The following is a 13,193-nucleotide window of genomic DNA, read 5'->3' on the forward strand; positions in this document are numbered from 1 at the left end:
CTCACCCCTTTGCCAGATAGCGCTGCTGCCAGGCTTGGATGCCGTTGGTCAGCAGCATGGTGATGAAGGCGAAGCCCAGCACCACGGTGGCGATGGCGGTGGCGGAGCCGAACTCGTACTCCTCCAGCTTGATGAAGATCAGCAGGGCGGCGATCTCGGTCTCGAACGGCCGGTTGCCGGCGATGAAGATGATGGCCCCGAACTCGCCCAGGCAGCGGGCGAAGGCCAGCGACATGCCGGCCAGCAGCGACGGCGCCAGGGTGGGCAGGATCACCTTGAGGAAGATCTGCGTCTCCGAGGCACCGAGGGTGCGGGCCGCCTCCTCCGTCTCGGTCTCCAGTTCCTCGATAACCGGCTGCACGCTGCGGACAACGAAGGGCAGGCTGGTGAAGGCCATGGCGATGGCGATGCCCGGCTGGGCATGCACCACCTTGAAGCCCAAGGGCTCGAGATACTGCCCCACCCAGCCGTTGGGCGCGAAGGCGGCGGCGAGCGCCAGACCGGCCACGGCGGTGGGCATGGCGAAGGGCAGGTCGATCAGCGCATCCAGCAGGTTGCGTCCGAAAAACTGGTAGCGGGACAGCACCCAGGCGAACAGCAGCCCGGCCAGCCCGTTGAAGATCACCGCCTCGGCCGCCGACACCAGGGTGACCTGATAGGCGGCCAGGGCGCGCGGGCCGGTGGTGGCGGCCCAAAAGCCCTCCAGGCTCATGCCCGCCGCCTTGATCAGCATGGCGCCCAGCGGCAGCAGGACGATGAGGCCGAGATAGGCCAGCGTCATCCCCATGGTCAGCGAAAAGCCGGGCAGCAGCCTACGGGCGCGCATCATATGAACTCCGGTTGAGCCGATCGGCCGGTCATCCCGCGCCAAGGCGCGGGATGACCAACCTTGTAACCGGGTCCAACCGGTTGCGCATCACTTCTTACCGAAGACCTGATCGAAGATGCCGCCCTCGGCGAAGTGGATCTTCTGGATGTTGTCCCAGCCGCCGAACAGTTCGGTGGTGTACAGACGCACCTTGGGAAACTCGGCGGCATGCCTGGCCGCCACCGTCTCCGAGCGCACCCGGTAATAGTTCTTCGCCAGGATTTCCTGCGCCTCGTCGGAATACAGGAAGTCGAGATAGGCCTTGGCGGTCTTGGCCGAGCCCTTCTTGGCCGCCACCTTGTCCACCACCGCCACCGGAAACTCGGCCAGGATGCTGACCGGGGGGATCACCGACTGGACCTTGTCGGCGCCGAATTCCTTGATCACGCCGCCCACCTCGGCCTCGAAGGTAACCAGCACGTCGCCGGTGGCCCGTTCGACGAAGGTGGTGGTGGCGCCGCGCCCGCCGGTATCGAACACCGGCACATTGGCCACCAGTTTGCGGATGAATTCCTTGGCCTGGACCTGATCGCCCTTGGCCGCCTCCAGGGCGAAGGCATAGGCGGCCAGATAGGTGTAGCGGCCGTTGCCCGAGGTCTTGGGATTGGGGAACACCACCTTCACGTCCGGGCGGACCAGATCGTCCCAGTTCCTGATGTTCTTGGGGTTGCCCTTCCTGACCACGAAGGCCGGCAGCGAGTAATAGGGCGAGGCGCCATGGGGATAGGCGGTCTGCCAGTCCTTGCGCACGAAACCACGATCGGCCAGCACCTGCACGTCGGTGACCTGATTGAAGGTCACCACGTCGGCGGGCAGGCCTTCGAGGATGGCGCGGGCCTGCTTGGAGGAACCGGCATGGCTCTGCTTGATCTCGATGGCCTTGCCGTCGGCGCCCTTGCCGGCCGGCGTGGCCTGGAAGGCGGGGTTGATCTGCTGGAACAGCTCGCGGGCGATATCATAGGACACGTTCAGCAACTCGCCCGGCGCCTTGTCCTCGGCCAGGGCGCCGGCCGGAATCAGGGCCAGGGCCGCCAGGGCGGCGAAAGTGGGGAAACGAAAAGCCATGGGAAAACTCCGTTCGGTCGTCCTTGGGTTAAATCACGATTAGCATGTGTTATTGAAAATAGAAATACATATTTTTAGAGTTGTTATGCCCGACATAGGCATTCTCACCTAACGGTGCCGCCCGAAGGGCGTCACCAGACGCTCATTGACTCCCCCCATATCCTTGGGAATAAGCTTAGCAGGAATACTTTTGGGGAAGGCCTTTCGCGTGTCAATCACACCGGAATCAATTCTATCCTCGGTGGTTCTCCTGACCGAGCAGCGCAGCCAGAAGCATCTGGAAGACTGCCTGACCGCGACCCTGGCGGAACTGGCCGCCCTGCCGTTCTGCGGCATCTGCACCCCCATGCCCACCGCCAACGGCATCTTCATCGACTGGGCCGCCACCCGCAGCGCCGAGGGCGCCGGCCAGTCCGAGGAATTGCAGGAGATCGGTACCGACCCCTTGCTGCTGGACTGCATGGCGCTGGGGACCGAGCGCAGCGAAAGCCTTGCCGACGGCAGCGTCCGCCGCGCCCATCCGGTGGTGGACGACCGCGGCAAGGTCTGCGCCTTCCTGGTGACCCGCACGGCCCCCGGCCAGCCCGAGCCCGCCGCCCTGATCAAGGGCTTCGTCGCCATCTACCGCAATTACCTGACCATCTTGTGGGACGCGGCGCGCGATACCCTGACGGGCCTGAAGAACCGCAAGACCTTCGACGAGAATTTCAGCTCCATCGTCGCCGAAAGCCGCCACATCGACGTATCGTTCAACGGCAACCGGCGCGAAGCCCATCTGGACGGCCAGCACCACTGGCTGGGCATCATCGACATCGACCGCTTCAAGACCATCAACGACACCTTCGGCCACGTGTTCGGCGACGAAGTGCTGCTGCTGCTTTCGGCCCTGATGCGTAAGGCGTTCCGCAGCGAGGACAAGCTGTTCCGCTTCGGCGGCGAGGAATTCGTCGTGCTGCTGGCCCCCACCACCTTCTCGGCTGCCCAGGCAGTGTTCGAGCGCTTCCGCGCCACCGTGGCCGCCTTCGCCTTCCCCGAGGTGGGTCACATCACCGTCAGCGTCGGCTATGTGCGCATCGATTGCGACGATCTGCCCTCGGTGGTGATCGGCAATGCAGACCGGGCGCTGTATTACGCCAAGGGCCACGGCCGCGATCAGGTCCGCTCGTTCGAGCAACTGGTGGCCGAGGGGGAATTGCCGTTCGAATGCCCCTCTCTCGCCAGGACCAAGCTATTCTGACTTGACTCCGCCGTTGGGATCAGTATGGTGCGCGCCTCGAGTTTTCATCACCAACGCTGTTCGGGATTTTTGCCATGGCCAAGCCTGCCACCATTCTCATCAAGCTGTTGAGCACCGCGGGGACGGGCTTCTTCTACGTGGCGAAGAAGAATCCCCGTAAGACGACCGAGAAGCTTGAATTCCGCAAGTACGATCCGGTCGTGCGCAAGCACGTCCAGTTCAAGGAAGCGAAGATCAAGTAGTCGGTCGCCGGCCCAAGGGCCGGCTGCGACGGAAAGATCAAAGGGCGCCCCAAGGGGGCGCCCTTTTCGTTTACCCGCGACGGAATTTCCGCAAACGAAACTCCGCCGGGCATGGCGGAGCCCAAGCCGGCAATAGGCTGGGCCAGGGCAAGCCTCTTCCTCCCGCTGGTCGTCGGGATGACGGGCTCTATGGTGTTCTGAAAATAGACGGCGCCCTATTCCAGGAAGCGCGCCACGGTCTGCAGGAAGTTGGCCACCGAGATGGGCTTGGCGATATAGCCCTCGCAGCCACCCTCGCGAATCTTTTCCTCGTCACCCTTCATGGCGAAGGCGGTAACGGCGATCACCGGGATGGACTTCAGCTCGGCGTCGTTCTTCAGCATCTTGGTGATTTCCAGGCCGGAAATCTCGGGGAGCTGGATATCCATCAGGATCAGGTCGGGATGGTGCTTGCGGGCGATGTCCATGGCCTCGCGGCCATCCTTGGTCTGGATGGTCTCGTAGCCGTTGGCCTGCAGCAAATCGTTGAACAGCTTCATGTTCAAGTCATTGTCTTCGACGATCAGCACAGACTTGGCCATGACGTTCCCGTTTCCCCGCTCAGCCCCGAATGGCCCTGATATTCCAGGCCCCCCACGAGCAGGCATCATGGGCAATTCCCGATCCCAAGTCAAACCCGAGCATGATCACAGGCTAACCATCCGGCCAGCGCCAGCAATAGCCACGACGCCATCAGGCTTATTCCACCGAGGGGCGTAACCATCGGAATCGGCAAGGAAATTCCCAGCGCCTTCAGATAGAGCGAGCCGGAGAACAGCGCCACGCCGACCACCATCAGTCCGGCGGCCGGGCGGAACAGCCGGCGGCGTTTGGCACAAAAGCGGGCCAGGGCCAGCAGGGCGACGGCGTGCAGCAGTTGGAACTGGCTGCCCAGCCCGACCCAGCGGGCCGCTTCGCCCTCCACGCCGTGGGAGCCCCAGGCGGCGAATCCGATGGCCATGGCTCCGTTGAGCCCGGCCAGCACCAACCAGACACCCATGCCCTCGTCCTCCTTGACCGGCCACGCCCACCTCACGAGATAATGACGGGAGTGTGCCTGTCACGGGGGGACTTGGGAATGCCTGTTCGGAATATGCTGTTCGCCCTGCTCCTGGGCCTGATCCTGCCGGCCCCCGGAGTCCGCGCGGCGGAACCGGCCGGCAAGGTCGTCCGCCTGCAGGGCGGCGCCGAGGCCCGCCAGGACGACGCCAGCCGCGTCCTCGCGGCGGGCGATCCGGTACGGGCGGGAGAGACCCTGCGCACCGGCCCCGGCTCGCGTCTGCTGGTCCTGTTCGCCGACGGCATGGAACTGACCTTAAGCGACGGCGCCGAGATGACGGTGGCCGCCTTCGACTGGGATGCCCGCCAGGCGGCGGGCAAGGCGGAACTGACCCTGGGCCGTGGCTCGTTCCTGCTGCGCACCGGCGCGGTGGGCAAGCTGCCCGACCATCCCCTGACGGTGAGGACGCCCCTGGCCTCGGTGGGAGTGCGCGGCACCCAGTTCTGGGGCGGGCCGCTGGACGCGCCGCTCAGCGTGCTGCTGATCGAGGGCCGCGTGGTGGTGAGTTCCCCGACCGGCAGCGTCGAACTGGGCACCCCCGGGGAAGGCACTTCGGTGACCGAGCCGGGCGCCACGCCGCTTCCCCCGACGTTTTGGGGGGAACAGCGTATTCAGCGCGCCTTCGCCACGGTCGGCTTCGAAAACTGAGCCCTAGAGTTTGTCAGGTTCAGGTTGAAGCGCCGTCACCCCCGGACTTGATCCGGGGGTCCATGGATGGCCGGGTCAAGCCCGGCCATGACGAGGCGATGGAATGCTCCAGTTAAAGTCGGACAGACTCTAGCGGAACACCACCGTCTTCGAACCGTTGAGCAGGACCCGGTGCTCGGTGTGCCAGCGCACGGCGCGGGCCAGCACCACGTTCTCGATGTCACGGCCGATGGCCACCAGATCATCGGGCGTGTGGGTGTGGTCGACGCGCTCGACGCCCTGCTCGATGATCGGGCCTTCGTCCAGGTCGGGAGTGACGTAGTGGGCGGTGGCGCCGATGATCTTCACACCGCGGGAATGGGCCTGATGATAGGGCTTGGCGCCCTTGAAGCTGGGCAGGAACGAGTGGTGGATGTTGATGGCCTTGCCCTGCAGGCGCACGCACATATCGGTGGACAGGATCTGCATGTAGCGGGCCAGCACCACCAGATCGGCGTCGGCCCGCTCGATCACCTCCATCACCCGGTTTTCCTGGGTGCCCTTGTCGTGCTTGTCCACCGCCAGGTAGTGATAGGGGATGCCGTGCCATTCGACGATGGAGCGCATCTCCTGGTGGTTGGAGATCACCGCCGGAATCTCGATGGGCAGCGAGCCGGTATGGTAGCGGTGCAGCAGGTCATTGAGGCAGTGGCCGAACTTGGAGACCAGGATCACCACCCGCGCCTTGCGCGAGCCGTCATGCAGCTTCCAGATCATCTGGAACTGGGCGGCCACCACGGTGAACAGCTTCTCCAGCTCGGCGCGGGGCGGCGTCATGGCGCCGGCGCCGAACACGATGCGCATGAAGAAGCGCGACGACAGCGGGTCGCCGTACTGGGCGGCCTCGGTGATGAAGCAGTCGTGCGTGCTGAGAAAACCCGAAACCGCCGCCACGATTCCCACCGTGTCGGGGCAGGTGATGGTCAGCACCCAGGCGGCTTTCTCGGCCATGATCGGACTCCTCATTCAAACAGATCAAAGGGTTTATCCGACCCGGCCCCGATGGGCAATCCCGCCCTTGCCTTTTCGCCGCAAATGGCCGAAGGTCGCGGGCAAATCGTTCCCTTACGGAGCAGGCTTGATGATCACCGTTTACTACAAGTCGGGCAGCGCCCAGTGGAAGTACGAGCTGGAAGATTCCGAGCACGACTACATCATCAAGAACGTCCTCGAGGACAAGCCGGACATGAACGAGATGTTCGAGGACTCGCTGGAGATCCTGCGCGACATCTCGGCCATGGACGAGGAAGAGATGGAAGAGGACGACGAGATCGACCAGACCATCGCCGTCTCGTTCCTGTGGCACTACTTCAACAATCTGGTTGAAGAAGGCGACCGCATCGAGGGTGACATCGTCCTGATCGAGGACGAGGACGGCACCGGCGTCACCGTGCTGCCCGCCGCCGGTATCGAGGCGGAATAAGGCTCCCGTGAAAAAAGGCCCCCCGGTCGCCGACCGGGGGGCCTTTTGTATATTTGCGTTGATCGATCCCGATCAACGCCGCCCTCAAGCGGCGGGCGGGCGCTGTGCGCCCTGGCCTCCCGCGGCATAAGCCGCGCCGCCCCTTGGGCCTATCCAAAACTCGCCGCGAGTTTTGGCGATCAGACCACTTCGCGGCGGTAGATATCGGCCAGTTCCTCGTCGGTCTCGGGATCGACCAGCGAGGAAATGGCGGCCAGCAGGCCCATTTCTTCCTTCTGGATGTGGAAGATCTCGCGCTCGACCAGCTCGGCGCCGGCATCCTTGAACTCGGTCCACGAGGCGTCGGTGAAGCCGGCCTCGGCGGCGGCCAAGGCCAGATCGGCAACCTGCAGCGCCAGCGGCAGGATCGAGCGGTGCTCGTGGGTCAGCATGGTGACGATGCCGGTCTCGCCCTGCTCGACGAACACCTTGAACAGATGGTTCTCCTCGAAGCCGAAATGGCTTTCCACCTCGGACTTGAGGATGCGGGCCAGCTGCTTGAGCTTGCGGGCCAGCAGGTCGTCCTTGGCCGGAGCCCTCTTGTTGGAGCCGAGCAGTTCTTCCAGCGACTGCAACGCCTCGATGGTGGTCATGTGAGCCTGATGCAGCAGGGCGCCGGTCTGGGTATTCATGAAACGCTCATCCTTGTTGATTGGCCGCGGCGGCGGCCATGTGGGAACGATACCGGCGCAGCACCTCCACGGTGTAGACGCCGAACGCGACGGCACCGGCCAGACCGGCGATCAGGCCCAGCCGCAGGGGCCAGACCCAGCCGCCGACCAGGGCGATGGAAACCAGGACCAGGGCGGCCGTGTGGCAGCCCAGATGAATATCCACCGGCAGCTTGGGCGACAGATGCGACAGCAGCGCCGGCTTGCCGCCCAGGGCGGAGGAATGCATGGAGGCCAGGAATGGCATGATCCGCTGCAGGATCGCCATGACGAAGGACAAGAGCCAGCCGAACACCAGCAGGAAGGCCCACAGTTCCGCCCACGGATCGAGCGGGGCTCCCAGGGCCGGAAGCAGCGCGGCCACCAGACTGACCGGCAACAGCGCCCAGGCCACCCACACCAGGCGGAAGAAGGGCTCGAGGCGCTTCTTCATGCGGGTCTTCAGGCTGGTCAGCATGCCACGCAGATAGACGACCGTGGCGGCCAGCCCCAGCAGGGCGCCCAGGGCGGAAAGGGTGCCGATGCCGATCAGCACGCCGCCGGCGCCGAGTACCAGCCCCAGGCCGGACAGCTGCGCCGTCCGCTTGCCCACCGCGTCGGGCACGGCCGAGCCCAGCACGAACATGGGGATCAGCACATAGGAGAAGCCCGCCGACAGCATGCCCATGAAGCCGTAGCCGGCCAACACCGCGTGGGCGGCGGCGATCGACGTATGATCGGGCAGAAAGCCCTTGGTGAAGTCGACAACCAGGGCCAGGCCGAGGACGGCGAGGCCGATCAGCGACGCCACCGCCAGCCAGGCATGACGGGTGACGCCGGGCAGGTCGTCGACCTTGCGCAGGTTGGCGCCCACCAGGCCGCCGAACAGGGCCAGACCGGCGACGCACAGGGTGGCGCCGCCATGCTGGGCCCAGGTGAAGGAGTGGGCCAGACCGGCGGCAAACAGCGCCACGCCGGGAGCGTAAAGCACGAACATCAGCTTGATGGCCCAGACCGGCCCCAGCGGACGGCGGGTAGCCACCGGCAGCAGCTGGATGGCCGCCCCCATGGCGGTCATGGCCAGGGTACCGAGCGTGATCAGGTGCAAGGCCGCCAGGGTCATGCCCTGGCCGCCGACGAAGCCGAGAACCCCGTTATTGCCCACCAGCAGCAGCACCCAGGCCAGCAGGTGGAAGAACGCCGCCGCCGCGAAGAAGCGGTAGGGGATGGACGGGGGCAGGAGGCGATCCTTCGCCCCCATCATGAAGCTGCCGGGAAACATCAGATCACCCGCTCCAGCCACAGCCTGACATTGACCACCTCGCTGGACACCCGCGCGATGCGCCAGCCGCGCTCGGCCAGCTCTGGAGCTAGAAAGTGGGGTTCGCGTTCGTGATGCACAACCACGGTCTCGCCGGGACCGGCCCGTTCGACCAGCCGCAGGATGGCCAGCATGGGATTGGGCGGAGCCAGCTTGCGCACGTCGATGTGCAGCCCGTCCTCCTCGCGCCAGCTCATGGCGCCCTCGGGCCCCACCTCCACATCGGCGCCGCTTTCCCAGTCGGCGCCGCCGTCCAGGTGAAAGAACACCCGCCAGTGGCCCTCATTGAGCTTGCGGCCGTAGGACGAGAAGCCCCGTCCGGCCAGGATGCGCCGCAGCGGCGACGGATTGAAGGGGGCGTCGATCACCAGGGAACCGCCGAATTCGATGGCCGAGGCGGCTTCCATGACGGTGGCGAAGGGATCGACACCCTGAGCCAGCAATGATCGGACATCCAGCGGCGGGGCGTCGAGCGCCAGGGACAGCCATTCCGGCGGCCCGCCAGCCTCGTTGATACCCGCACTCGCCACTTCACCGGCCATGTTCAACACCTTCCGCAAGGGTGACGCAAGGCTGCCTCTACGCCAAAGGTGCCGCCTTGACGTTTGTTAAGCTGCCAATTTATGTGCGGATTGGATGCATTGGGACCCGCCGGCCACTCTTCGGCCCACCGAGGGGCGGCTATTCGCCGCCGCCCTCGCGCACCATGCGGCGCAGGGCCTCGATATCGGTGATCTCCACCTCGCGGCCATGGGTCTCGACCCCGAAGGCCTTGAGGCGGTTCAAGGCGCGCGACAGGCTTTCCGGCGCGATGCCGATGCGGCTGGCCAGCACCGCCTTGGTCAGCGGCAGGCGCACGCGGCCGGCGGTGTCGGCCCCCGCCTTGGCCGCCAGGGCCAGCAGGAAGGTGGCGAGACGCTGACCCGGCGACTTGCTCTTCAACTCGCTGATCTCGTGCACCAGACGGAACTGCCACTGGGACAGGCCGCCCAGCAGCAGCAGGCCCAGCGAGCGGTTGTCGGCCAGACGCTTCAGGAACAGCGAGGCGGGCACGTGAATCAGCCGGGACCCGGCCATCACCTCGGCGTTGAGCGGAAAGATACCCGACGAGAAGATGGCGGCCTCGGCGAACGACACGATGGGGTCGAACACCTCGATGATCGACTGGTCGCCGGTTTCGGTCAGGGCGAAGACGTTGACCCGGCCTTCCAGCAGGATGAAGAAGCGGTCGGCCTTGTCCCCCTGGCTGAACAGCAGTTCGGTCTCGGGATAGGCGGCGGAATGGGCGCCGTCCATCAGCAGGGCCAGATCGGCGGGGGACAGACCGGCCAGCAGGGGGGCCTTGGCGACAAGATCCAGTTCGGCGGGGGTGAGTGCCATCAGCCTATCCCATCTCTTCTTCGGCGCAGAATTCGCGCAACCGGGCCACGTCGGCGACGACCACCAGATTGTCGGGCAGGGATTCGACGCCGATGCGTCCCAGCTTGCCGAGCGCGCGGGACAGGCTTTCCGGCTTCATGCCCAACTGGTCGGCCACCAGCTTCTTGTCGTAGGGAAAGCGCAACTCGGCCTTGCCCTCCTCCGCCTCCACCATGGTCAGCAGGAAGGACCCCAGGCGCTGGGCGGTGGTCTTCAGCTTCAGTTCGGCGATCTGGCGGACCAGCATGCGCAGCCGGAAGCTCATGGTGGTCAGCATGTGCAGCATGATGTCCAGGCGCTCTTCCAGGCGGGCGCGGAACGAATCGGCGGGAATGGCCAGCAGGGTGGCGCTGGTCAGCACGCGGGCGCTCATGATGTAGCGCCGGGGGCCGAACATGGCGGCATCGGCCAGCACGGCGGCGCGGCGCGCCACCTCGACCACGCTCTTCTTGCCGTCCACGTCCACCGACAGTTCCACGTGGCCGTCCAGCACCACGTAGAAGCGGTCCACCGGCCCGTCCTCGCGGTAGAGCAGTTCCTCGTGGGTGAGGACCAGCAGTTCGGCGCCGTCGAGAAGCTCGCGGACGTCCTTCTCGGCCAGGCCGGTAAACAGCGGCGCGAATTGCAGTTGCAGCAGCACCTCGCGGTCGAGCGCCTGCGTCATTACGGCTTCCTTCGTGTGACTCCGGTCAATCGGAGGGCACCGTACGACGAAGTGCCGGGCGGTTCCAGCCCCTAAATACGTCCCCTTGCCGGAGGTCCGGCAGAGGTCTAAGTATGCAGCAGACCTAATTCTCCCATCCGGATCATCATGACCGACAGCCCCCATCTTCCCATCGGCATCTTCGACTCGGGCGTCGGGGGGCTGACCGTGCTGAAGGCGGTGCGGGAACGCCTGCCGGGCGAGTCGCTGATCTATCTGGGTGATACGGCGCGCCTGCCCTACGGCACCAAGAGCGCCCAGACCGTGGCGGCCTATGCCCTGGAGGCCACCAGACGCCTGGCCTCCTACGGCATCAAGGCGCTGCTGGTGGCCGACAACACGTCGTCGGCCCACGCGCTGGAGGCGCTGCGCGCCGCCTTTCCCGGCCTGCCGGTGATCGGCGTGGTGGAGCCGGGCGCGGCGGCCGCCGCGGCGGCCTCGGCTCGGGGCCGCATCGTGGTCATCGCCACGGAAAGCGCCGTGCAGGCCGGGTCCTATCCGCGTGCCATCCTGCATTCGCGGCCCAATGCCCAGGTGACCCAGCTTCCCTGCCCGCTGTTCGTCCCTATGGTCGAGGAAGGTCTGGTGGACGGCCCCATCGCCGAACAGATCGCCCGGCATTACCTGGACCCGCTGTTCACCGGCCCCGAGGCCGCTGACTGCCTGTTGTTGGGCTGCACCCACTTCCCCGCCCTGGCGCCGCTGTTCCGCCGCCTGCTGGGCCGCGACGTGGCGGTGGTGGATTCCGCCTCCACCACCGCCATGGTGCTGGAGGACCTGCTGTCGCTGCGCAATCTGCGGAGCGAGGGCGGCGAAGCGCGGGTGCGCTATCTCGCCACCGACGCCCCGGAGCGTTTCGCCCGGGTGTCGCGGGTCTTCGTGCCCTGGATTATCGAGGCAGCCGAGGTCGAGGCCATCGACCTCGGCTGACTTCGGACGCTCAGCCGGTCGCCGCCTTCAGGGCGGCGCGGGCCTGGGCCAGACGGGCGTAGAGGTCGTGGCAGGAGGCCGCCACATCGGGGATTTTCTCCCAGCCGATGGGCAGTTCCTCGGACAGGTCGTGCAGGTCCATCTTGGCCTGGGTCGCCTGGGCGTTCAGCTTCCTGACCTCGGCCTTGAGGGCTTCGACGTCGCTCATGATACGGGAAACTCCGGTATGAGGGGCGTGGCGGCAAGGCGAGTGTAGCCTTACCCCACCCGCCCCATCAACCGGCCAGACGGAGGGACTGCCCCGCGTCGGCGGGACGTGCCGGCCGGGGGCTCGGCATGGCGTCGGCGTGGCCGCCCACCACCTCGACCCGCGTGCGGAAGCAGGACAGGCACCACAGAACCGGGGCGACGACCCGCTCACGCACCACGGAATGCCGGGTCCGGCGTCCACAGTGGGGGCAATGGCAATATTCGTCGAGGGTCGGGGTCATGATGGTCTGGTCGTCCTTGTTTCGGTGCGGGATTCCTAGGGCCACAGCCCCTCGCGAACAAGCGAAGGTTCCGTGACGCTTGGTCCCGGCCAAGCAGTCTAGGCACGATTGTGGCACGCTCAAGGCAATGCGCAATCATGCGTATAACGCTAACGTCATATATGACTAAAGTCAATGTCGTGCGGATGTGGCGACACCGCGACCCGTTCAGACCAGCCGCTTTCCCCCGCCCCGCCCCGGCGCCTTGGGCGGCAGCAAATCGCGGCAGACGTTCCGCAGGGCCAGCCTGAGCCCGACCATGCGGTCGGCGTGGCTGTCGTAGGTAGCGACCAGATCGGCATACATCAGGGCGATGGCCCGGCCGAGCTGTGGCGAGGGCAGACGGGACAGTTCCCCTCCGTGAGCCTCGATCACCCCCTCGATCACCGCCGCCAGCAATCCCTCGTCCATGCCCTGCGGCACGGCAGACGATTCCGCGGCCGGCTGCGCGGCATCCTGATCCGGGCACATGACTCCCCGCCCGGTGATCACCCAGTCGAGAGAGATTCCGAATCCGTCCTGCAACCGATCGAGAAAGCCGAAATCAGGCTGGCTGGCCCCTTGCTCGTATTTTGCCAGGGTGCTCCGGTTCCACCCCAACGCCTTGGCCAGGTCGTCCCTGCCAAGCTGAAGATACAGGCGTGCAGCGACGAGACGCTCGGCGAGTGGTGTCTTCGGCTTCAGGTCCCTGGCCATGGGGAAGGGCTCGCTATTTTAGGGCAAAAACCGCCTTCGCGCCGTCTACAACCCATCACCCACCCCCAAGTTTTTCCATTAAATTCAAAGCTGTATAAGGAAAGCACCCAGCCGCGATCAGAGGCTTGTCAAATGGCAAAAAGCAGCTTATGGTTTTTCCACTCATTGAACCCCACGCCCTCTCGGACACTGGCACGGTCGGCTATGGCAAGAACTGAGGATCACCACCCGGATGCCGAAGATCGAAAGCTGATGGAAGGAAGCCGGCGCAAGCCCCGTGCCGA

Annotated in this window: 18 protein-coding genes; 5 read left to right on the forward strand and 13 right to left on the reverse strand. The window is 65.5% G+C overall.

The genetic code is table 11. From position 1 onward, the window contains the following. Position 1 precedes the first annotated feature (1 nt). Both cysT and cysP read right to left on the reverse strand, forming a co-directional pair. Entirely contained in the window at positions 2–829 is an 828-nt protein-coding gene (gene cysT, locus CP958_RS08550) for a sulfate ABC transporter permease subunit CysT (protein ID WP_096701543.1), read from the reverse strand. Positions 830–916: 87 nt separating this feature from the next. Next, entirely contained in the window at positions 917–1,933 is a 1,017-nt protein-coding gene (gene cysP, locus CP958_RS08555; protein WP_096701544.1) for a thiosulfate ABC transporter substrate-binding protein CysP, read from the reverse strand. A gap of 208 nt (positions 1,934–2,141) precedes the next feature. On the opposite strand from cysP, the gene CP958_RS08560 reads away from it, so the two are divergent. Both CP958_RS08560 and rpmG read left to right on the forward strand, forming a co-directional pair. Then, complete coding sequence (locus CP958_RS08560) at positions 2,142–3,170, forward strand: GGDEF domain-containing protein (RefSeq protein ID WP_242442804.1); 1,029 nt, start codon at positions 2,142–2,144, stop codon at positions 3,168–3,170. Positions 3,171–3,244: 74 nt separating this feature from the next. Then, positions 3,245–3,412 carry a 50S ribosomal protein L33 gene (gene rpmG / locus CP958_RS08565; RefSeq protein ID WP_002725389.1) on the forward strand — a complete coding sequence of 56 codons (168 nt, stop codon included), beginning with the start codon at positions 3,245–3,247 and terminating at the stop codon, positions 3,410–3,412. A gap of 215 nt (positions 3,413–3,627) precedes the next feature. Here rpmG and CP958_RS08570 read toward each other — a convergent pair whose 3' ends face one another. Beyond that, complete coding sequence (locus tag CP958_RS08570; RefSeq protein WP_096701546.1) at positions 3,628–3,993, reverse strand: response regulator; 366 nt, start codon at positions 3,991–3,993, stop codon at positions 3,628–3,630. An 89-nt stretch (positions 3,994–4,082) separates the two neighbouring features. Next, positions 4,083–4,451, reverse strand: a complete 369-nt coding sequence (locus CP958_RS08575) for a DUF423 domain-containing protein (protein WP_096701718.1) — start codon at positions 4,449–4,451, stop codon at positions 4,083–4,085. A gap of 78 nt (positions 4,452–4,529) precedes the next feature. Between CP958_RS08575 and CP958_RS08580 the strand changes: the two genes are divergently transcribed. Then, the gene (locus tag CP958_RS08580) at positions 4,530–5,159 is read left to right on the forward strand and encodes a FecR family protein (RefSeq protein WP_170958904.1); all 630 of its coding nucleotides are present in this window, start codon (positions 4,530–4,532) and stop codon (positions 5,157–5,159) included. Positions 5,160–5,288: 129 nt separating this feature from the next. Here CP958_RS08580 and purU read toward each other — a convergent pair whose 3' ends face one another. Beyond that, positions 5,289–6,149, reverse strand: a complete 861-nt coding sequence (gene purU, locus CP958_RS08585) for a formyltetrahydrofolate deformylase (protein ID WP_096701548.1) — start codon at positions 6,147–6,149, stop codon at positions 5,289–5,291. Positions 6,150–6,279: 130 nt separating this feature from the next. On the opposite strand from purU, the gene CP958_RS08590 reads away from it, so the two are divergent. Continuing rightward, a complete protein-coding gene (locus CP958_RS08590; protein WP_096701549.1) occupies positions 6,280–6,621 on the forward strand; it encodes a hypothetical protein in 342 nt (113 codons plus the stop codon). 179 nt (positions 6,622–6,800) lie between these two features. On the opposite strand, the gene CP958_RS08595 is transcribed toward CP958_RS08590, so the two are convergent. From CP958_RS08595 to CP958_RS08615, 5 genes are all read right to left on the reverse strand, one after another. Further along, positions 6,801–7,292, reverse strand: a complete 492-nt coding sequence (locus CP958_RS08595) for a hemerythrin domain-containing protein (RefSeq protein WP_096701550.1) — start codon at positions 7,290–7,292, stop codon at positions 6,801–6,803. A 7-nt stretch (positions 7,293–7,299) separates the two neighbouring features. Beyond that, complete coding sequence (locus CP958_RS08600; RefSeq protein WP_096701551.1) at positions 7,300–8,592, reverse strand: hypothetical protein; 1,293 nt, start codon at positions 8,590–8,592, stop codon at positions 7,300–7,302. Next, on the reverse strand, positions 8,592–9,173 hold the full coding sequence (locus tag CP958_RS08605) for a DUF2249 domain-containing protein (RefSeq protein ID WP_242442805.1): 582 nt from the start codon (positions 9,171–9,173) through the stop codon (positions 8,592–8,594). The genes CP958_RS08600 and CP958_RS08605 overlap by 1 nt, the downstream gene beginning before the upstream one ends. Positions 9,174–9,312: 139 nt before the next feature. Then, positions 9,313–10,011 carry a helix-turn-helix domain-containing protein gene (locus CP958_RS08610; RefSeq protein ID WP_096701553.1) on the reverse strand — a complete coding sequence of 233 codons (699 nt, stop codon included), beginning with the start codon at positions 10,009–10,011 and terminating at the stop codon, positions 9,313–9,315. A 4-nt stretch (positions 10,012–10,015) separates the two neighbouring features. After that, positions 10,016–10,714 carry a cyclic nucleotide-binding domain-containing protein gene (locus CP958_RS08615; protein ID WP_096701554.1) on the reverse strand — a complete coding sequence of 233 codons (699 nt, stop codon included), beginning with the start codon at positions 10,712–10,714 and terminating at the stop codon, positions 10,016–10,018. A gap of 147 nt (positions 10,715–10,861) precedes the next feature. On the opposite strand from CP958_RS08615, the gene murI reads away from it, so the two are divergent. Further along, positions 10,862–11,683, forward strand: coding sequence for a glutamate racemase (gene murI / locus CP958_RS08620; RefSeq protein ID WP_096701555.1), 822 nt, complete (start codon positions 10,862–10,864; stop codon positions 11,681–11,683). Between the two features lie 10 nt (positions 11,684–11,693). Here murI and CP958_RS08625 read toward each other — a convergent pair whose 3' ends face one another. The 3 genes from CP958_RS08625 to CP958_RS08635 all read right to left on the reverse strand — a co-directional run bounded on the left by CP958_RS08625 (position 11,694) and on the right by CP958_RS08635 (position 12,909). Then, the gene (locus CP958_RS08625; protein ID WP_096701556.1) at positions 11,694–11,891 is read right to left on the reverse strand and encodes a CCE_0567 family metalloprotein; all 198 of its coding nucleotides are present in this window, start codon (positions 11,889–11,891) and stop codon (positions 11,694–11,696) included. A 67-nt stretch (positions 11,892–11,958) separates the two neighbouring features. Then, positions 11,959–12,174, reverse strand: a complete 216-nt coding sequence (locus tag CP958_RS08630) for a hypothetical protein (RefSeq protein WP_096701557.1) — start codon at positions 12,172–12,174, stop codon at positions 11,959–11,961. 207 nt (positions 12,175–12,381) lie between these two features. Next, on the reverse strand, positions 12,382–12,909 hold the full coding sequence (locus CP958_RS08635; protein WP_096701558.1) for a helix-turn-helix transcriptional regulator: 528 nt from the start codon (positions 12,907–12,909) through the stop codon (positions 12,382–12,384). Positions 12,910–13,193: the final 284 nt, after the last annotated feature.

It is taken from the genome of Magnetospirillum sp. 15-1 (genome assembly GCF_900184795.1).
Classification (GTDB): Bacteria; Pseudomonadota; Alphaproteobacteria; order Rhodospirillales; family Magnetospirillaceae; genus Phaeospirillum.